19 protein-coding genes are annotated in these 17,434 nt (G+C 69.6%); 6 read left to right on the plus strand and 13 right to left on the minus strand.

Annotation, left to right across the window (positions count from 1 at the left end; translation table 11 throughout):
• Window positions 1–59 precede the first annotated feature (59 nt).
• The gene (locus A6A08_RS12660) at window positions 60–959 is read left to right on the plus strand and encodes an alpha/beta fold hydrolase (protein WP_073702742.1); all 900 of its coding nucleotides are present in this window, start codon (window positions 60–62) and stop codon (window positions 957–959) included.
• Between the two features lie 59 nt (window positions 960–1,018).
• Here the strand turns inward: A6A08_RS12660 and A6A08_RS12665 are convergent, their stop codons facing one another.
• Together A6A08_RS12665 and A6A08_RS12670 are read right to left on the minus strand one after the other, a co-directional pair.
• On the minus strand, window positions 1,019–1,450 hold the full coding sequence (locus A6A08_RS12665; RefSeq protein ID WP_073702743.1) for a PPOX class F420-dependent oxidoreductase: 432 nt from the start codon (window positions 1,448–1,450) through the stop codon (window positions 1,019–1,021).
• An 86-nt stretch (window positions 1,451–1,536) separates the two neighbouring features.
• A complete protein-coding gene (locus A6A08_RS12670) occupies window positions 1,537–2,472 on the minus strand; it encodes an NAD(P)-dependent oxidoreductase (protein WP_242422459.1) in 936 nt (311 codons plus the stop codon).
• Window positions 2,473–2,522: 50 nt separating this feature from the next.
• On the opposite strand from A6A08_RS12670, the gene A6A08_RS12675 reads away from it, so the two are divergent.
• Window positions 2,523–2,936, plus strand: a complete 414-nt coding sequence (locus A6A08_RS12675) for a MerR family transcriptional regulator (RefSeq protein ID WP_073702745.1) — start codon at window positions 2,523–2,525, stop codon at window positions 2,934–2,936.
• Between the two features lie 73 nt (window positions 2,937–3,009).
• Here A6A08_RS12675 and A6A08_RS12680 read toward each other — a convergent pair whose 3' ends face one another.
• From A6A08_RS12680 to A6A08_RS12705, 7 genes are all read right to left on the minus strand, one after another.
• On the minus strand, window positions 3,010–3,297 hold the full coding sequence (locus A6A08_RS12680) for a hypothetical protein (protein ID WP_073702746.1): 288 nt from the start codon (window positions 3,295–3,297) through the stop codon (window positions 3,010–3,012).
• A 416-nt stretch (window positions 3,298–3,713) separates the two neighbouring features.
• The gene (locus tag A6A08_RS12685; protein ID WP_083609084.1) at window positions 3,714–4,085 is read right to left on the minus strand and encodes a hypothetical protein; all 372 of its coding nucleotides are present in this window, start codon (window positions 4,083–4,085) and stop codon (window positions 3,714–3,716) included.
• A 180-nt stretch (window positions 4,086–4,265) separates the two neighbouring features.
• The gene (locus A6A08_RS12690) at window positions 4,266–6,293 is read right to left on the minus strand and encodes an RHS repeat protein (protein WP_073702747.1); all 2,028 of its coding nucleotides are present in this window, start codon (window positions 6,291–6,293) and stop codon (window positions 4,266–4,268) included.
• A 57-nt stretch (window positions 6,294–6,350) separates the two neighbouring features.
• Window positions 6,351–6,710: a DUF6531 domain-containing protein gene (locus tag A6A08_RS28780; protein ID WP_073702748.1), complete on the minus strand. Its 360-nt coding sequence runs from the start codon at window positions 6,708–6,710 to the stop codon at window positions 6,351–6,353.
• A gap of 28 nt (window positions 6,711–6,738) precedes the next feature.
• Window positions 6,739–6,945: a hypothetical protein gene (locus tag A6A08_RS28785; RefSeq protein WP_242422461.1), complete on the minus strand. Its 207-nt coding sequence runs from the start codon at window positions 6,943–6,945 to the stop codon at window positions 6,739–6,741.
• Window positions 6,946–7,602: 657 nt separating this feature from the next.
• Window positions 7,603–8,985, minus strand: a complete 1,383-nt coding sequence (locus A6A08_RS12700) for an amidohydrolase family protein (protein ID WP_083609085.1) — start codon at window positions 8,983–8,985, stop codon at window positions 7,603–7,605.
• Window positions 8,986–9,036: 51 nt separating this feature from the next.
• Window positions 9,037–9,756 (minus strand): Atu4866 domain-containing protein, encoded by a 720-nt coding sequence (locus A6A08_RS12705; RefSeq protein ID WP_073702750.1) that lies wholly within the window; start codon window positions 9,754–9,756, stop codon window positions 9,037–9,039.
• Window positions 9,757–9,892: 136 nt separating this feature from the next.
• Between A6A08_RS12705 and A6A08_RS12710 the strand changes: the two genes are divergently transcribed.
• On the plus strand, window positions 9,893–10,735 hold the full coding sequence (locus A6A08_RS12710; RefSeq protein WP_073702751.1) for a helix-turn-helix domain-containing protein: 843 nt from the start codon (window positions 9,893–9,895) through the stop codon (window positions 10,733–10,735).
• Between the two features lie 379 nt (window positions 10,736–11,114).
• On the opposite strand, the gene A6A08_RS12715 is transcribed toward A6A08_RS12710, so the two are convergent.
• Entirely contained in the window at window positions 11,115–11,462 is a 348-nt protein-coding gene (locus A6A08_RS12715; RefSeq protein WP_073702752.1) for a hypothetical protein, read from the minus strand.
• 109 nt (window positions 11,463–11,571) lie between these two features.
• Complete coding sequence (locus tag A6A08_RS12720; RefSeq protein ID WP_073702753.1) at window positions 11,572–12,144, minus strand: ATP-binding protein; 573 nt, start codon at window positions 12,142–12,144, stop codon at window positions 11,572–11,574.
• A gap of 227 nt (window positions 12,145–12,371) precedes the next feature.
• Between A6A08_RS12720 and A6A08_RS12725 the strand changes: the two genes are divergently transcribed.
• The 3 genes from A6A08_RS12725 (at window position 12,372) to A6A08_RS12735 (ending at window position 14,133) form a co-directional block, all read left to right on the plus strand.
• Complete coding sequence (locus A6A08_RS12725; protein ID WP_073702754.1) at window positions 12,372–13,223, plus strand: helix-turn-helix transcriptional regulator; 852 nt, start codon at window positions 12,372–12,374, stop codon at window positions 13,221–13,223.
• 1 nt (window position 13,224) lies between these two features.
• A complete protein-coding gene (locus tag A6A08_RS12730) occupies window positions 13,225–13,473 on the plus strand; it encodes a DUF397 domain-containing protein (RefSeq protein WP_073702755.1) in 249 nt (82 codons plus the stop codon).
• A gap of 390 nt (window positions 13,474–13,863) precedes the next feature.
• Window positions 13,864–14,133 carry an AbrB/MazE/SpoVT family DNA-binding domain-containing protein gene (locus A6A08_RS12735; RefSeq protein ID WP_073702825.1) on the plus strand — a complete coding sequence of 90 codons (270 nt, stop codon included), beginning with the start codon at window positions 13,864–13,866 and terminating at the stop codon, window positions 14,131–14,133.
• Between the two features lie 438 nt (window positions 14,134–14,571).
• On the opposite strand, the gene A6A08_RS12745 is transcribed toward A6A08_RS12735, so the two are convergent.
• Together A6A08_RS12745 and A6A08_RS12750 are read right to left on the minus strand one after the other, a co-directional pair.
• Entirely contained in the window at window positions 14,572–15,933 is a 1,362-nt protein-coding gene (locus A6A08_RS12745; RefSeq protein ID WP_073702757.1) for a four-carbon acid sugar kinase family protein, read from the minus strand.
• Between the two features lie 138 nt (window positions 15,934–16,071).
• A complete protein-coding gene (locus A6A08_RS12750; protein ID WP_073702758.1) occupies window positions 16,072–17,154 on the minus strand; it encodes a Gfo/Idh/MocA family oxidoreductase in 1,083 nt (360 codons plus the stop codon).
• Window positions 17,155–17,434: the final 280 nt, after the last annotated feature.

The raw sequence follows: 17,434 nt of genomic DNA on the forward strand, positions 1-17,434 counted from the left end.
GGCACGCGCCGACCCGAGGGGGCACCCCCGTCAGCTCCCCCGAGTGAGAGGTATCCCCGATGGCAACCCGACACCTGGGCCAGGCCCGAGAACTCCAGGTACGCTCCGCCGACGGCACACTGCTGCACGCCGAGGTGCGCGGCCCCGAGGACGGGCCGACCGTGGTCCTCGCCCACTGCTGGGCGACGTCGCTGGCCTCGTGGGGGCCGGTGGTGCGCGAACTCGACCCGTCCCTGCGGGTGGTGCTCTACGACCAGCGCGGCCACGGCCGCACCCAGACGCCGATCACCCGCGCGGGGTACGGCGCGGAGAAGCTGGCCGAGGACCTGTGCGCGGTCCTGGAGGCGACCGTCCCCGAGGGGCGAAAGGCCGTCGTGGCCGGGCACAGCATGGGCGGGATGACCGTCATGGCGGCCGGTGCGCACCCGGTGTTCCAGGACAGGGCCGCCGCGGTGCTGCTCACCAACACCGGGTGCACGCAGCTGCCCAAGCGCTCGACCGCGATCCCGCTGCCCGGCCCGCTGGGCACGCTCGGCGCGCAGGTCTTCCTGAAGGCGCCCCTGCCCCTGGGGCCGCGCAACGCCCTCACCACCGCGGTGCTGAAGTCCATGGTGATGGGGAGGAAGTCCGACCCGCGCATGGTGCGGCTGTGCATGAGGATGGTGCACGCGTGCGCCCCCGTGTCGCGGGGCGCGTGGGGCCGGGTGATCAGCGAGCTGGAGGCCGAGGAGACAGCCCGGCAGATCTCGGTGCCCACCGCCGTGCTGGTGGGGACCGACGACAAGCTGACCCCGCCCTGGCACGCGCACCACATCGCCTCGCTGCTGAAGGACTGCCGCGAGGTGCGGGAGATCCCCGGCGCCGGGCACATGGGGCCGCTGGAGTACCCGGAGACCCTGGCCGGCCTGCTGGAGGACCTCGCCGCCGAGCACGTGGACGTCCTCCCGGCCGCCGCCTGATCCGCTCCGCGGACGCCCCCGGCTCCTCGCCGGGGGCGTCCGCGTCCTTCGCAGCGCCGTCAGCGGATCCTGTCGCCGTACACGTGGTCCACCGTCATCGTCATGAGCACCCTGCGGTCGGACACCATCACCGACCGGTACTCGTCCCAGTCCGGGTGCTCCCCCGAGGCGAGGCGGTAGTAGCGCACCAGAGCCTCGACCTCGGGGCCGTGGGGATCGGTTCCCGGACCGGTGAGCACCGCCGTGCCCTCGGCGGTGGCCCACGACCAGCCGTCGGAGCTGGTGACCTCCAGCGCGGCCCGCGGGTCCCGGCGCAGGTTGGCCGTCTTGGCCCGCCCCTCGGTCATCGACACGTAGAGGACCCCGGCCTCCTGGTCGTAGAAGGGCATGACGGGGGAGAGCTGGGGGCGGCCGTCCGACTTGATCGTCGCGAGGACGCCGAGCCGGCTCTGCGCGAGCAGCGCGCGCGGGTTGAACGGTGTGGCGGTCATGTCCGGATTCACCTCTCGACCGAGTAATGACTGTTCGTGGCGGTGCGAGTACTGACTGCTCGTGGCGGTGCGGGACCGAAGACCGGTCATGGCCGCGCCCCCGAGGGCTTGCGGAACTGCTCGACCATCGCCGCGTAGCCGCTGCCGCCGTGTCCATCATCCACGGCCCGCTCGGCCAGGGCCCTGACGAACCGCGGAAGCTCGGCGCTGACACCGAGTGACTCGCTCTCGTGGACGAGGTGCTCCATCGCGGACAGGTGGGTGTGGAGGGTGGAGTCGAGGGCCGGATAGGACCCCTCGTCGACCTGCCGTGCGTAGGCGGCCAGCCAGTCGGTCACGGTCGCGGTCCCCCTGCCCGCGAGGGGCGCGAACGCCGCGGCGTCCACGCCCGCCGCGCCGAGCAGCGCCACACCCTGCAGGAAGCCGTTCAGAACGCTCCACATCAGGCCCAGCACGGCCACGTCGTGCAGCGACGACAGGCCGTGGTCCTCACCGAGGTAGGTCGTCCCTCCCCCGCCGAGGCTCCGCAGGGCCGACGCGTGCAGGTCGAAGGCCGACCGCGGTCCGCTGTGGAGGATGACGGCCTCCTCGGTACCGATGGCCTGGGGGACCGCCAGGATCGCGCCGTCGAGGTAGGCGCCGCCCCACCGCTCCGCCCACCCGGCGGTCTCGCGGGCCTGCGCCGACGTGCCCGAGGTCAGGTTCACCAGGGTCCGCCCGGCGAGGTCCTCGCCCAGCGGGTCGAGGAGTTCGTGCACGGCGCCGTAGTCCGAGACGCAGACGATGACGAGCGGACTGGCCGCCACGGCGGCGCCGACCGAGTCGGCGAGCCCCGCGCCCTGGGAGACCACCTGTTCGGCCTTCTCCGCCGTGCGGTTCCACACGGTCGTGGGGTGTCCGCCGCGCAGGAAGGCGCCGGCCAGCGCCTGGCCCATCAGGCCGAGGCCGATGACCGTCACGGGGGTGGGGTCGGCATCGCGGTTCTGCATCATGTGCTCCTCTGGAGACGGCGTGGTGACCATGGCAGAATCATCGACGTTCACACCGATATGAAGGTCAAGGGAGAGCGTGCGTGCTGATCGGGGAGCTGAGCAGACGGACCGGGGTCCACACGCACCAGCTGCGTTACTACGAGGCCCAAGGCCTGCTCGAACCCGCCCGCGGCGCCAACGGCTACCGCGAGTACACCGACGACGCCGTCCTGACGGTGATGCAGATCAGGAGGCTGCTCGAAGCCGGGCTGTCGACCCAGGAGATCGGGGTCCTGATGCCCTGCGCCGACGGCGCCACCCCCGACTTCGAGCCCTGCCCCGAGCTCCTGGACGTCCTGCGGGCACGCATGCACGGGCTGGACGAGCACATCGACACGCTCGTCCGTTCCCGCCGCGTCCTTCGCGACTACATCGACACCACCGAACGGCGTGTGTCACGGCAACGGCGGTACCCCGGGTGCGGCTCCACCGCGCTGGAGCCGTCACCGGTGTGACCGTGCCCAGGCACGGGCGTCGACGCCGGTCCGGCGCTCCCGTCCCCGGAGTCCGCCGGCGCATCCCGAGGGCCTAGGAGCGGATGTCCTCGGCCTGTTCCCGGGTGGTGGCGGGCTCGGTCAGGGTGTGGCACTCGGCGCCTTCCTGGGGGCGCAGGTTCAGGCGCAGGTAGGGGCGCCCCTCGTAGACCGGTCCCGAGGGCCATGTGACGGTCATCTGGTCGGTTCTGGCCGTGGTGAGCACGTGCAGATCGGCGTAGTCGGCGCCGTGGGCGGCGGCGAGGGCGCGCACGGGCATGTCGTCGGACAGCCCGTCCAGGGCCCGGCGTAGATCTCCAACGGTCAGCGGCTGGTTGTTCATGGTTCTTCCTTGAGGGTGGGATCGGGGTGTCGGCGCCGTGGAGACGACGGTTCAGGCGTGTCGGTCAATCCTTGTCGGGGACGAGTTTCCTTGCCGCCGGAGTGATCGCAGCGCCGGGAAGCCGGTGGGACCGGTGCCGTGGGACGGGCCGCGAGCCGCGTAGGCGCGGTCGTCCGACGCCCGCCGGGAGGGATCCGGCCGGGTGGAGTCCAGGGTGCTGGCGCCGTGGAACCGGTGGTCCACGCGCACCGCCCCACCATGGAGCCGGCGGACCCCGGTGAACCCGAACGACCTCGAGTCGCAAGAAGAGCCGAGACCATCACCAGGCTTCCCGAACAGGCCCTTCCCTCCGACCATCCGAGGAAGGCCGATAGCGTCCTGCGCCGACGTTCCTCCGAAAGCGCGGGGGTACATGATCAGCTCCTCAGTCCGCTTCTTCGCCTGCCTCCACCCGGACGAGCGCGCTCCTTCCTCCGCTGGAGCCGGATGAGGCGGGGAAGCATGGAGAAAAGGAAGACGAGGGCAGCGAGTCCCAGGAAGACGATGAGACCGGTAAGGTCCTCCTCCCACCATCTCCACGCGGCCAGGGCCAGGCACAGGAGGAGGCCCACCATCCTGAGGCCGAGGAGGGTGCGCAGCTCCTTCGTGGTCGGGTCCTCCGGGAACTTTCCGTACATGTTCCGCCCCTTCCCCAAAACCTGGCTTCCATGGCCCTGCTTCCCCTCCTCCTGGAGGAGATGGGGAAGCCACCGGACCGCAAGGCCGCCTGCCTGCGTGAACACCTCCATGACGGCCTCTCGGCATATCGGATCAGCTGCCTGTGGTCAGGGGCACCGCGCTTCCCATTGTTCGCGTGGGGGCCGAGGGGCGCTCCGATCGCACGGGAGGCGACCGCGGCCATGCGCCCCGCTCCGCAGAGCGCACCGGCGGCAGCGCCGACAAGCCCCGTCCCGCCCCGGCAACGGTTCTCAGGCCGAGCGGATCAGTGTTGTCGACCGGATCTCCCATGGCGCAGACGCAGAGGTTCTCTTCCTGCCGGGACGGGACCGGCTGGGTGAAATTGAGGGTGGTGGTGCCATGGAAGCGGTGGTTGAAGTGCACCGTTCCGTCCTGGAACTGGTAGGCACCGGTGAACCGAGCGGGCTCAACGATGCAGTTTCGGTCCCTTCCAGGCTCTCAGCTGCGCGCTCGCCGTAGGGGCTGTAGTCGTAGACCACATCCGGCTCCTCGGCCTCAGAGTCCTCGGCCGTCAGGGCGAGCACCGTGTTCTGGTGGTCGGTGGTGTAGTGGAAGCGCTCGTTGCCGTCCCAGGCCACCATGGAGACCAGCTTGCCATCGGGGTCACGCACGAAACTGGTGCGCTCACCTCCGGAGGCGATGTTGGTGACCCCCAGGGCGGTGTTGGACAGCTGCCGCTCGATGCGCTCGCCCTGGTGCACCTCGGTGACACCGCGCATCTGGGTCTGGTCGGTGGTGTCGTAGCTCAGCCACATGGCCAGGTCGCTGTTCTCATCGTCCTGGAGGAACTGGTTGGTGGCGCTGTACTCGAAGCTGCGGTCCCCGCGCGAGGTCATGTTCCCCGCCGCGTCGTGGCCCACATCGGCCCCGCGGGCTGTGGTGACCTGGTCGGCGTCGTTGTAGGTGAACTCCTCGGTCCCGGCGGTGAGCAGGTTGCCGACGTCGTCGTAGGTGTAGTCGGTGGTGCCGTCGCTGGTGAGGCGGTCCAGACCGTCGTAGGTGAAGGTCTCCGTCTGGCCGTTGACGGTGCGTGACTGGAGCTGGTCGCTGTCGGACCCGTCGTTGTCGTAGGCGTAGGTGGTGGTCTCTCTTCCGCTGCTGTCGGAGCGCACGGTTTCGAGCAGGTCGCCGCGGCCGTTGTAGGAGTGCTTGATGCTGGCCTGGTCGGTGTGGGTGGCGATCTGGCGGCCGTTGCCGTCGTAGGCGATCGACTGGAGCAGGTCACCGTCGTGGGAGATGCTGACCACGCGGTCCAGACGGTCGTAGCCGTACTCCAGCGTGGTGCCGTTGCCGTCGGTCACCGAGGTGACCCGCGACAGGGCGTCGTAGCCGAACTCCATGGTGCCCACCGGCCCCGGCTCCGACATCAGCGTCATGTTTCCGGCCCGGTCGTAGGAGTAGGTGGTGGCGTTTCCGCCTGCGTCGGTGACCTGCTCCACCAGACCGTTGGGGTAGTACCAGATGTCGGCGACCTCGATGTCCATCTCCTCCTGCATGGCGGAGGTGAGGTTGCCGCGTGAGTCGTAGGACATCTCCAGTGTGTCGCCGTCCGGGGTGGTCACGCTGGTGGGTTTGGCGGGGTTGGCGGTGTCGGTATAGCCGACCGAGGTGGCCGCCCCCGTGGGCAGTTCGGTGCCGATGAGGTTGTTGAACGCGTCGTAGTCATAGGTCACCGACGGCTCCACCGCGTCGGTGGTGGTGGCCACGTCCGAGTTCGCGGTCCAGGTCTGGGAGCGGGTGTTGCCCACCTGGTCGGTGGACGAGGTCTGCCGACCCTGGTCATCGAACTCCAACGTGGACTCGCCACCTTCGGGGTCGGTGACCGTGGTCTGGGTGTTGAACAGGGCGCTGTCGGCGTAGGAACAGGTGGTGGTGGCCCCTTCTTCCGACCCGTCGGGGACGGTCAGACTGGTCACCTGGTCCTCGTCGTTGTAGGCCACCCGCCACACCGCGCCGGTGGCGCCGGTGATCGAGGTCAGCCGGTTGTCGTCGTTGTAGCCGAACTCGATGTCCTGGCCTGCCCGGTCGGTCAGGGTGGAGGTGTCGCGCCCCTCGCGCCAGGTGTGAGAGGTGGCCGTTTCACCGGTGGGGTCGGTGACGGTCGGGTTCGGTCCTCCCTCCCAGTCGAAGGTGGTGACCCGGTCCTGGGTGTCCACGATCGAGACCAGTTCCCCGTCGGTGTCGTAGCGCATCCGGTGGGTGTTGCCGTTGCGGTCGGCCTGGGAGTACAGCCACCCGTTGGCGGTGAAGGTCCACACCTGGTCCTCGTACTCGCCGCGATGGAAGCGCAGGTCGAAGGAGCCGTCGGAGTTCTCCTACAGTTCGGCGTTGACCCCGGAGGGCGCGGTGAAGGAGCCGTCCTCCTCCTCGTCGAAGACCTCGCAGTACCCGGAGGGGCCTTCGAAGATGACGATGTCATCGAAGGAGGTGTCCAGGCCCACGTCCTGGCCGTGGGAGAGGGTCCACCCGCCGTAGAGAGGTTCGGAGTTGTAGAAGCTGGAGATGGACAGGTCCAGTCCGGTTCCGGCCACGGTCAGGTCCCGGTGGCGCAGGACGAGGTTGCCGTTCTGGGTGTTGACCGCCAGCTCCATGCGGTCGCTGATCTGGTGGCGCTCCAACGGATACCAGTGCTGGATACCGCGGTCGGCGCCGTTGGCACAGGAGAGCCTGCGCACTTCGGGGCCTTCAGCGAAGGTCTGGGCTTCAGGGTCGGCCGTGGGTGGGGGTCCAGGGCTCTGCGGGCGGTTCGCCGCCGACGGGTTCGGTGTCGGCCTTGCCCGGCTCCCAGGTGTCAGGGGCAGGGACGGTGCGGTCGGCGGGTGAGTGGGGGTCGGCCTCGGCCAGGGCCGGGGGTGCGTACAGCAGCCCCAGAACGAGGGTGGACGCGGCTGCGCAAGCCGCCGCTGACAAGGGGACATGCCCTCTCACGAGGGGGATCGTTCCCAGAGTCGTGGTGTACACGGGTGCACCCGGGGTTGGCGGCCTCGGTCTCCGCAAGGTCGCCCCCGGGTGGCTCAGGCACGGCCACGCTACGATTCGCTACTCCATGATCACCATGGGCCCAGGGTGAAGGCCGTGACCCAAGGTGAGAAGGATTCCTGGGAAGTTTGGATGCGCCGCGAGTGGTTATTCGGCGTGGAGAAAACGACGACCTGGCATTTCCACTCAGCGCGTCTGGCTCAGGAAACGCCGGAGCCGAACCGTGTGTCGGTGTCAGGCGGGCTTGGCCGGAAGCGGTCACCCGCGACAACAGTTGCCCGAAGACAAGCGTCTGCCCTGAGTTGGCATGATCACGGACTGTTCCCAGGACAGGAGAAAGCCGCTGACAAGGGATCCGGGCTGAGGAACAGACTCGTTTGAACGGTGATCTCCCCCAGCCCGAAAGCGCTTCGGGCGCCCCGAGCCCTTGCGAGGCTGCCCACCCTCGACTCCAGCAGGACGCAGTCCTCTGGCTGCGTGCTCCCCACCCCCGCGTGGACGGGGAGCACGCACGTCGAGAGACGTGACGGCGGGCGCGCTGGGGACCGTCCCCGCGTGCGCGGCAAGCGTCCGGGCAACTCGCAAGGATCAGTGGTCCGTCCGGGACCGTTCTCTTGCGCGGGAGGAGCGCTGTCCCAGGGAGGCGACGATGCGGTCCCGCGAGGCGGTGACCTCCTCGCGCAGGTCGTCGAGGTCCACCCCGACCAGGCGCCCGTGCGCCTTGCGGATCCGACCGGCCACCATGACCGTCTCGATGTTGCGGGCGTCGGCGCCGAGCACGAGCGTGCCCACCGGGTCATTCAGCGGCATGGTGTTGACGTCACCGGCGTCGACCACGATCAGGTCCGCCTGCCTTCCGGGGGAGAGCATCCCGGTCGACTCGCCCAACCCGACGGTCCGCGCGCCCTGACGGGTGGCGAAGTCGAGCACGTCCCGGGTGGTGATCCGGTCCGGCACCGGTTCACCGCTCCCGTACACTCCCCGCACCGCGCGCATGCGCTGGATGGCGAGCAGCGTCCGCATCTGCGTGAACATGTCGCTGGACAGCGCCACCTCCACGTCGATGCTCAGACCTGGGCGAATACCGACCGCGAGCGCCTCGTCGACCGCCGGAACCGCGCTCTCCAACCCGATCTGGGCGTCCGAGGAGGGCGCCAGTGAGACGGTGGTCCCGGTCTCACCCATGGCCCGCCACGCGTCCGGGGACAGCCCGGTGGCATGGATCAGGCACAGGCCGGGGCCGAGCAGGTCCGTGTCGGCCCAGCTCAGGATCGCCTCGGAGGAAGGGGCGCCGAACACCGCGTCGACGCTCACCCCGAGGCCGAGGACGCGCGCCACCGCCGCCAGCTCCTTGCCGTAGGCGAGGGAGGGGCCCGCGATCTCGTCGGTGGCCAGGGCCGCCAGACGGATCGTGACCAGGCCCTCGCCCGCCCCCTGGTGGTCGGCGCACAGGCGTTCCAGGTCCCCGGGCCACTGGCGGTCCCAGTCGCCGAAGTGCGGACCCATGGAGGCGTGCACGCCCCGGATGCCGGTGTCGGCGAGCGCGCGGATCGCGGCGTCGGAGTGGGCGGCCGTGCGCGAGTTGTGCGAGAAGTCCAGCATCGTGGTGATCCCGGCGTCCAGGGCGGTGAGTGCCGCGAGCCGGGTGCCCACGTACATGTCGTGGGGCGTGTACCGGGGCGCGACCTCGCCGAGGGTGGACGCCACGTACGCGCCCAGGTCGGACACGTCGGGGATGCTGCGGCGCATCTGCGCCTGCCAGGCGTGGCGGTGGGTGTCGACGAACCCGGGGGCGACGACGCGCCCGGCCGTGTCGACCACGGTCGCCCCGACCGCGTCCGGGTGCGTCGTCAGGTCCGCGCCGACGGCGACGATCCGGTCCGCGCGGACCAGGACGTCCCCGCGTTCGAGGTCGCCTGTCCGCGGGTCCATCGTGACGACGGCCCCACCGGTGAACAGCGTGCCGCTCACGGTTGTCCTCCTGTTCTTCTGTCGGATGTGGTCAGCCTCTGCCGGGTGCCGTCAGCGGCGGTGGAAGACGTAGCCCGCGTGGTGGAGCACGTCGTCGGCGAAACGGCCGTAGGCCCAGAACCCCAGGTCGTCCCGGTAGACGATGCGGTCCCCCTCGATCCAGAACGATCCCTGGTAGGCGTGGGGGCTCCCGCCGCGCGCCTCGTCGTAGCGGCCGTCCGCGGTCAGCTCCTGGTGGATGAAGCCCGTCTCGTCGACCCACATGCCCAGGTACGGGCTGTCGGCCGGGCTCTGCCTCGTGCCCGGCTCATCGCGGGGTCCGGTGAGGCGGCGGCCGTTGAACAGGGCGATCTCGCCGTCGATGACGATCGCGGCGGCCTGCTCCGGACGCCAGACCACCCGTTCCAGGGCCGAGGCCCCGGAGGAGTACCCCGAGATCACGGCGAAGGTCGCCGGGTTTCCGGGAGCCAGCGTGCCGACCCGGTCGGAGGGACGCCGGCGCAGCCCGGCGACGGTGTCGTCCTCCACGACGCCCGGAACAATGGTCAGGCCCGTGCAGTCCACGACGACCGCGCCGTCGTCCTCGGCAGCCGTGTGCAGACCGGTACCGACACCGACGACCTCTTCACCGCCCAGCAGCAGGTCGGCACCGGTCAGGTCGCCGATCACCGGGTCGAGCGTGTACACGGTGGCGTTGACGAACATCAGCGGGCGCTCGGGCTCGGCGGCGATGGTCTTCAGCAGGCCCTCGTCGAACAGCGTGGTGCTCATGGTTCACTTCCCGAAGGTGTGTGGGTGTCAGGGACGCTCTCCACCCTCGGCTCCGGGCGCCCCCGGAACCAGGCCGGGCTCTACCTGGGTGCGGCCCACCCTGGCTGACGGGACCCCTTCTCCTTAGGCTGGCGGCATGCCCCACACGGAACTCGGAGCCTTCCTGACCGCCCGCCGCGCCCGCCTCGGCCCGGACGACGTCGGCCTCGCCTCCAGCGGTACGCGCCGGGTGTCCGGGCTGCGCCGCGAGGAGGTCGCCGTCCTGGCCGGGGTGAGCGCCGACTACTACACGCGGTTGGAACAGGGCAGGGAACGCCACCCCTCCGCCTCGGTCCTCAACGCCGTCGCCCGGGCCCTCGGTCTGGAACCCGACGCCCGCGACCACCTGTTCCGCCTGGCCGGGATCTCACCCGAGCACCTTCCGGCTCCCGCCCGACCGCGTGTCGACGCGCACCTGCGCATGCTGCTCGACGCATGGCCGGACACTCCGGCGATGGTCATCGACCGGCGTCTGGACCTCCTGGCGACCAACGCGCTGGCGGACGCGCTGTACGCCGATTTCGCGGAGGCCGACAACCTGGCGCGGATGGCCTTCCTGGACCCGGTGGGCGAGGTCTTCTTCGTCGACTGGCAGCGAACCGCCCGGGCGTGCGTGGCCGGCCTGCGCCTGGCGCTGGGGCATGATCCACACGACCGCCGGGTGCTGGAACTCGTGGAGGAGGCGGGCCGGGACAGTTCCCGGTTCCGAGAGCTGTGGGAGGAGCACGAGGTGCGCGGCAAGTCCCACGAGGGCAAGGAGTTCCGGCACAGCGCGGTGGGTGGGCTGACCCTGTCCTCACACGTGTTCGACGTGCGGGGGCAGGACGGACTCCAGCTGGTCGTGTACCGGGCCGAGCCGGACAGCCCTGATTTCCGGGCGCTGCGGCTGCTGGGCTCCCTGGCCGCCGATCCAGCCCGGCCGCTGCACCGTACGCGCTGAGCCGCTGAGTGCTGCTTCCAGGGACCATCCCCGCGTGTGCGGGGAGCACGGACCTGGACGCCGGGTACCTGGATGGCTCCGGGGACCATCCCCACGTGCGCGGGGAACACCGCGGCCGCTGGTACCTGTACGCGGTCGACCAGGGACCATCCCCGCGTGCGCGGGGAGCACGGCACGTCGGTGAAGCGGGGGTCGGCGAGCCAGGGACCATCCTCGCGTGCGCGGGGAGCACAGTAACTGACCTGGGAACTTACCAGCGACAAGCGATCGTTTTTCCAACTTCTCGAAAAACAGACAAACGGACAGCGCCCGCGGCCCTCGAGAAACCATGCCAGCAGAGTACCGGCAGGGGCATCAACCACACCCCCGCCGATACACGTCAGGCGTACATGGGCGCCGGGTCCAGGAGAAGCAGCAGCTCACCCGGATCACGGGCCTCTGTCAGACCGGCGGATGAAGCGACCCAATAGGACAGCGTGCTCTCGCCGAACCAGATGAGCAGATGCGGGTTGTGCCGCTGCAAGGCAGCAGCGCGGGCGTGCTCGCGGGCGAACTCGGAGCGCTGGCCGCCCAGGCGGGGCAGGCGTGCCGCGCGGCGCCTGCGGCAGGAGGGGTGCTCGCAGGAGGGGCAGAACGGACCGATCAGCGGGCCGCGCCGGGGCAGCGGTGGGAGCGGGCGGTACAGCGGGTCACTGGAGGGCCGGGGCACGGGGATAGGATGCGTCACTGATCCTGCTTTCTGAACATGTGAGAGTGAGCGGAATTCGGGATTGCCGGGGCCCGGGAAGCGTTGCCGCGCTTTCCTGGGCCCTTCTACGTGCAGCGGTGTCGAACGTCTAGGGCCGACTGTTCCAGAGGCTGTCGGCCAGGTCGTAGGCCAGGAAGAACCACACCTGCCGGTAGTCGCAGATGCCGTTGTCGCCCCAGGAGGTGGCGAAGGCGTCGATCATGGCCAGCCCACGCCCGGACTCGGCAGCCAGGTCCAGCCCGCCCGGCGAGGGCCGCAGGTGTGAGCGCTGGTCGAGGGCGCCCGGCTTGCCGTCCCGTGCTCCCTGGTCGCGGCAGGTGAGGTGCAGGCCGGTGCGAGTGCGCTGGCAGGTGAGGGTGTAGACCCCGAAGGGCCGGCCCGAACGCGAGTGGTTCAGGGCGTTGTTGGCCAACTCGGACCCGAGCAGGGTGAACAGGTAGCGGTAGTCGTCGTCGCGTTCGGCGGCGCAGGTGTCCAGGAACGCCCTCACCAGCGGCATGTACTGGGCTGAGCCGACGAAGTCATAGCGACGGGTCCGGTAGTGGGCACGGTCGGCCCGACCGGAGAAGTAGTGGCGGCACCTGGGCGGAACCAACTCCGCGAGGGAGACGGTCACCTCGGGCAGCGGAGGCATCGGGGACTTGGGGGCGGTTGCGAGCATGACGAACAGACTCCTTCGCACAGGAGGGTTGAGCGGGTGGTTCGACGTGCCCGCAGGGATGAGACCTTCGCGTTTCCCGCGCAGCGAGAAGGGGCACGGCGCAGCCTGACCAGCAGCGACTCTGCGTGAGACGCTGATCACTGGCTACACCTTCATCATGATCTGCGATATACATCTTGTCAACGCCAAAGCTCGATATACGAGAATATCCTGAGTAGGCTGCCCCCATGAACCATCCGATCAGCCCCACCGTGCGCCGCCGCAGGCTTGCCCGTGAGCTTCGCCGGTTGCGAGAGGACCGCGGATTCAAGCTCTCTGTGGCTGCCAAGGAAGCCTCTGTCCCACAATCCACACTCAGCAACATCGAGTCCGCCGAAGCCCGTCGTATCAAGCCGCGAGACATCGACGCACTCGCTGATCTCTATGAGGCCTCGGCCGACGTGCGAGCGGCCCTTCACGAGCTGGCTCAGGAGTCGAAGGAGAAGGGCTGGTGGTCGAAGTACAGGGACGTATTCGGCGGCAATGCCCTACCGGACTTCGAGGTCGAAGCTTCGATGATGCGCATGTACCAATGCCAGGTCATCCCCGGGCTGCTTCAGACACCGGCCTACGCCGAAGCAGTCTTCCGTGGAGGAGGGACTCTCTCCGATGAGGAGGTACAGCGCAACGTCGATGCACGCATAAAGCGGCAGCATGTACTGACCCGACACAGCCCTCTGCATCTCTGGGCAGTGATCGACGAGGCCGCCCTTCACCGATTGCCAGGCAGTGCAGAGGTCATGCGTGATCAGCTTCAACACCTGCTCAACATGGCGATGCATCACAATGTGGACATTCAGGTGCTGCCTTTCGATGTTGGCATGCACGCTGCCCTGTCAGGCTCCTTCGTCATGTTGGACTTCCCCAACGAGCTTGATCCGAGCATCGTCTACACCGAAACGTCGACAGATATCCTCTTTGTCCAGGAGAGTGCGTCTGTACAACGCTATGTAGCTGACTTCGCACACCTGAACGCGGCCGCGCTTCGGCCAGCGGAAAGCATCCGGTTCCTACAGCAGAACATGGAGTCCCACGAATAGCATGTCCACACATGAAGGACTGAACTTCTTCAAGTCCAGCTACAGCGGTAACCGTGCCGAGTGTGTCGAGGTCGCTCACATCCCCACCGGCTTCTGGAAGAGCAGCCACAGCGGCGTCAACGGTGACTGCGTAGAGGTCGCCGAGCTGCCCTGCGGCGCGGCCGTCCGGGACTCCAAGAACCCGGCCAGAGGCCATCTCCCCTTCCCCTCCGCCGAGTGGGACGCCTTCCTCACCATCGCGCGCCGCTGACCCCGCGCCCGCCACCCCACCCGCCGCCCTGGAACCCTCCGGTCCCCCTCGCAGTGACGACGCCGGCAGCAACACCACCACGAACAACATCGGGGCCCTGGTGAGGACCACTTCCGTCACCAGGGCCCCGCTGTATGTCTGGAAACCCACCTGTCCCGACTTCTCACAGGCGCTGATAGCTGAAGCACCCTGCGACCTGGACCCTCCCGGGCCCGACTCGGGACATCTGACCACAGGAGCAAGGTAAAGTTCCAGTCGGAAAGTTGAACTATCCGACCGTTGGAGGCACTCTGAAACTGTGCCACCGGGGACGGGAAACCCTGGAACACCCCCAGCCGAGGAAGGCCACCAGCCATGAGTGAGACGAGGGCGAGACGTCGACGCGCGGTGATGCGTCGTAAGAACCAGGTCACCTTGCCTCGCGAGGTCGCGGAAGCTCTTCACATCCATGAAGGCGACGAGGTCGAGTTCGACATCGGGGAGAGCGGTCAGGTCACGCTCAGGGGCATGACTTCTGTACCTGCCGACCAGGCGTGGTTCTGGGACCGCGGCTGGCAGCAGGGCGAACGCGAGGCCAGTGAGCAGATCGCCGCAGGCCAGACCGAGGAGTTCGAGGACGCGGAATCCATGTTCGACGCTCTGGAAGACGAGGAGCGCTGAGAGCACTGGCCACGTTCGCCACCACCCCCCGTTTCAGGGCCGACTTCAAGAAGCTGCCCCGGCAGCAGGCAGAGCGCTTCCGCGCGGTGGTCACCACCGAGTTCGCACCCGATGTGGAGAAAGGACGGTTCCGCCCCGGGCTACGGGTCAAGGGCGTGCAAGGCGCACCAGGGGTCTACGAGATGACCTGGGCACCCGACGGGCGTGCCACCTGGGAGTACGGCGATGAGCGCTTTCCAGGCAAGCCGCACGTGATCTGGCGTCGGGTGGGTACCCACTCCGTCTTCAATCCCGGACCACCCTGATCCCGGCAGTTGCGACACCACGAACAACAGCGGGGCCCTGCTGACGACCACTTCCGTCACCAAGGCCCCGCTGTTCACTGGAAAACCCCGGGCCAGGACTATCCCGCTACCGCCCTGGCTCCTGCTCCCGGGCTCAGACCGTGTCGCGCAACGGCATCGGCACCACGTGCTCGGACACCTCCGAGTGCACCTGGTGCAACCGCGTCTGCACCGCCCTGCGCAGCTTGGCCAGGCACTCCACCAGGGTGATCTCGTCCCCCACCAGGCCGCCCTTGGCCACGACCGGCGTCCCGTCCAGCGGGCCCCCGCTGAGGTGCCCGTGCACCGCCAGCGGCACGATCTCCCCGCCCACGTCGAAGGCGTGCACGTCCAGCTCGTCCAGCAGGCTCGCCACCAGGTCCCCGCCGCACAGGTACAGGCCGCTGGGCAGCGCGTGGGCACCCGTGGTGTCGGCCACCCCCTCGACCACCTCCGCGACCAGCCGCGCGATCCGGACCGGCAGCTCCACCCTCGCCTGGGCGGGCAGCTCGCGCACCTGGTCGGAGGTGTTCACCACCCGCAGCACGCACAGCTCCGGAAAACCCGACGAGGTCAGCTGCTCGGCCAACTCGTCGGCGACCTCGTCCGCGTGGTCGCCGCCGGGGTCGGAGAGCGCCACCGCGTCCACGTCCACGAACCGCACCGCGCCGGTGCGCGCCACGGTGGCCAGCTGCCGCCGGGTCAGCTCGGTGGTACTGCCCACCACCCCCAGCAGCGGCCCGCGCGAGCCCGCCTGGCCGCGCAGGCGCAGCGCGTAGGCCAGCAGCGCCCCCGTGGGCCCGGGGTCGGCCGCCACCCACACGGTCCCGTCGGTGCGGTGCGCGGCCGCCGCGGCCTCGGCGATGTCGGTCAGGTGCTGCTCGGTACTCGCGTCGCACACCACGACGGGCTCGTCGCCGGCGAGCAGCTCGGCGGTGAGCATCGTCTGGGTCACCTGGCGGACGGGCACGTGCCGCACCGGCAGGTCGGTCTGGGCGGCGAGGATGTCGGCGACGACGCTGGTGGTCATCGGGCACAGAGGGTCCATCGCGAGCTCCGTGCGCTCCAGCGGCATCCCGTTGAGCAGCTGCACCCCGTCCTCGGTGATGCGCCCCGACCCCGGGAAGGCCGGGACGAACAGCACCCGCACCCGCGTCCCGGCGGGGACCCGCTCGCGCACGGCGTCGTAGGCGGCCTCCAGCTCGGCGCCGATGTTGCCGCGCAGCGTGGAGTCGGTGCGCTTGACCACCAGCCCCACCGGCCAGACGGCCTCGACCACGTCCGTGACCAGGTCGGCGGCCTGCTCGACGGGAACGTGGCGGCTGTCCAGGTTGGCCACGACCACGTCGTAGTCCCCGGAGACCCGGCTCACGTGCTCGGGGGTCACCGTGGCCACGCGCATCCCGGTGCGGGCGAACCTGGCACCGGTGGCGTTGGCGCCGGTGAGGTCGTCTGCGACCACGAGGACCTGGGCCACGGCACGTCTCCTTCGGCGTTCGTCGGCGTCGGGGTCCGGCGGTATCGGCACGGAGCCCGGGGGGAGGACCTCCCCCAACATAGGCCCACGTGGGAGCGCCGGGGGTGTCCGGGCCGCCGGGGCCCGGACCGGCGGGGGTCAGAGACCGACCACCGTGCCCGTGCGCGCGCTGCGGCGTGCGGCCTCGATAACCTCCAGCCCGTGGATCACCTCGTGCAGGTCCACCGGCAGCGGCTCCCCCTCGCCGACCGCGTCGCGCACCCCCGCGTAGAACTCGGTGTACGCGCCGCGCTCGCTGGGCACCCGGCGGATGTCGCCGTCCACCCCGAGCACTCCCCAGTCCTCCTCGGCGACCACGCCCCAGTCGGGGGCGTCGGGCCGCTCCCCCGCCGTCAGCCTGGCCTCCTGGCCGTCCATCCCGTGGACGGTGAAGGCCCCCTCGTTGCCCAGCACCCGAAAGCGCGGCCCGCCCTGGGCGGTGAGCGCGCTCATCCACAGGTGGGAGCGGGTGCCCCGGGCGTGGTTGAGCGCCAGGAAGACGTCGTCGTCGGAGTTGACCCCCTCGCGCAGGGTGTCGATCTCGGCGTAGACGGAGACGACCGGGCCGAACAGGTTGACCGCCTGGTCGATCAGGTGCGGCCCCAGGTCGTAGAGGATCCCGGCCCCGGCCTCGACCCCGCCGCTCTCGCGCCAGGTCCCCTTGGCCTGCGGGCGCCAGCGCTCGAAGCGCGACTCGAACCGGTGCACCCGCCCCAGGGTCCCCTCCTCGATCAGCTTCCACAGGGTGAGGAAGTCGGCGTCCCAGCGCCGGTTCTGGTACACGGTGAGCACCCGGTCCAGCTTGCCCGCCATGTCGGTGAGCTCCCGCGCCTGCACGGCGGTCAGCGCGAACGGCTTGTCCACCACCACCGCCATGCCCGTCTCCATGGCGGCCTGGGCCAGCGGCGCGTGGGTGTCGTTGGGCGTGGTGACGACCGCGATCTCGTAGCGGTCGGCGTCCGCCCACAGCTCGGCGACGTTGGGGTACACGGTGACGCCGGGGTAGCGCTCCTCGGCGGCCCGGCGGCGGTCGGGGTTGCCCGTGACGACCGCGGACAGGCGCAGTCCCGGCACCGCGTCGATCAGCGGCGCGTGGAAGACCTCGCCTCCCTTGCCGTAGCCGATGAGTGCCACGTGCAGCTCGGGTCCGCCGTTCTCGGTTGTGCTCGGTGCGTCAGCCATGTCACCAATCTAGGACGTGTTCGCCGTGCGACCGCACCGCCACGTGGCCGTGGCCCGTCCGCACGGCTCCCCGGCCTTCGACCGGGGCGGAGGGCGGACGCGGAGCGGAGGCGGTGCCCGCGGCTCCCACGCCGGGGCATCCCCACCCAGAGTGAGGGTTCAGGAACGCTGAACAGGGTGTTTCGCCATCGTTACGAAAGCTATTGCAATATCTGTAGACATTTTCATCTGGAGCGGATTCCATCATGTTCCGGCATGCCCTGGGTCACACCGACCCGAC

This window comes from Nocardiopsis sp. TSRI0078 (assembly GCF_001905145.1).
GTDB lineage: Bacteria > Actinomycetota > Actinomycetes > Streptosporangiales > Streptosporangiaceae > Nocardiopsis.

Excerpts from the sequence above, each read along its gene's own strand:
- A6A08_RS12660 (WP_073702742.1), top strand. The coding sequence starts at position 60 with ATGGCAACCCGACACCTGGGCCAGGCCCGAGAACTCCAGGTACGCTCC.
- A6A08_RS12665 (WP_073702743.1), bottom strand. The coding sequence starts at position 1,450 with ATGACCGCCACACCGTTCAACCCGCGCGCGCTGCTCGCGCAGAGCCGG.
- A6A08_RS12670 (WP_242422459.1), bottom strand. The coding sequence starts at position 2,472 with ATGGTCACCACGCCGTCTCCAGAGGAGCACATGATGCAGAACCGCGAT.
- A6A08_RS12680 (WP_073702746.1), bottom strand. The coding sequence starts at position 3,297 with ATGAACAACCAGCCGCTGACCGTTGGAGATCTACGCCGGGCCCTGGAC.
- A6A08_RS12685 (WP_083609084.1), bottom strand. The coding sequence starts at position 4,085 with ATGGAGGTGTTCACGCAGGCAGGCGGCCTTGCGGTCCGGTGGCTTCCC.
- A6A08_RS12705 (WP_073702750.1), bottom strand. The coding sequence starts at position 9,756 with ATGAGCACCACGCTGTTCGACGAGGGCCTGCTGAAGACCATCGCCGCC.
- A6A08_RS12710 (WP_073702751.1), top strand. The coding sequence starts at position 9,893 with ATGCCCCACACGGAACTCGGAGCCTTCCTGACCGCCCGCCGCGCCCGC.
- A6A08_RS12720 (WP_073702753.1), bottom strand. The coding sequence starts at position 12,144 with ATGCTCGCAACCGCCCCCAAGTCCCCGATGCCTCCGCTGCCCGAGGTG.
- A6A08_RS12725 (WP_073702754.1), top strand. The coding sequence starts at position 12,372 with ATGAACCATCCGATCAGCCCCACCGTGCGCCGCCGCAGGCTTGCCCGT.
- A6A08_RS12730 (WP_073702755.1), top strand. The coding sequence starts at position 13,225 with ATGTCCACACATGAAGGACTGAACTTCTTCAAGTCCAGCTACAGCGGT.
- A6A08_RS12735 (WP_073702825.1), top strand. The coding sequence starts at position 13,864 with ATGCGTCGTAAGAACCAGGTCACCTTGCCTCGCGAGGTCGCGGAAGCT.
- A6A08_RS12750 (WP_073702758.1), bottom strand. The coding sequence starts at position 17,154 with ATGGCTGACGCACCGAGCACAACCGAGAACGGCGGACCCGAGCTGCAC.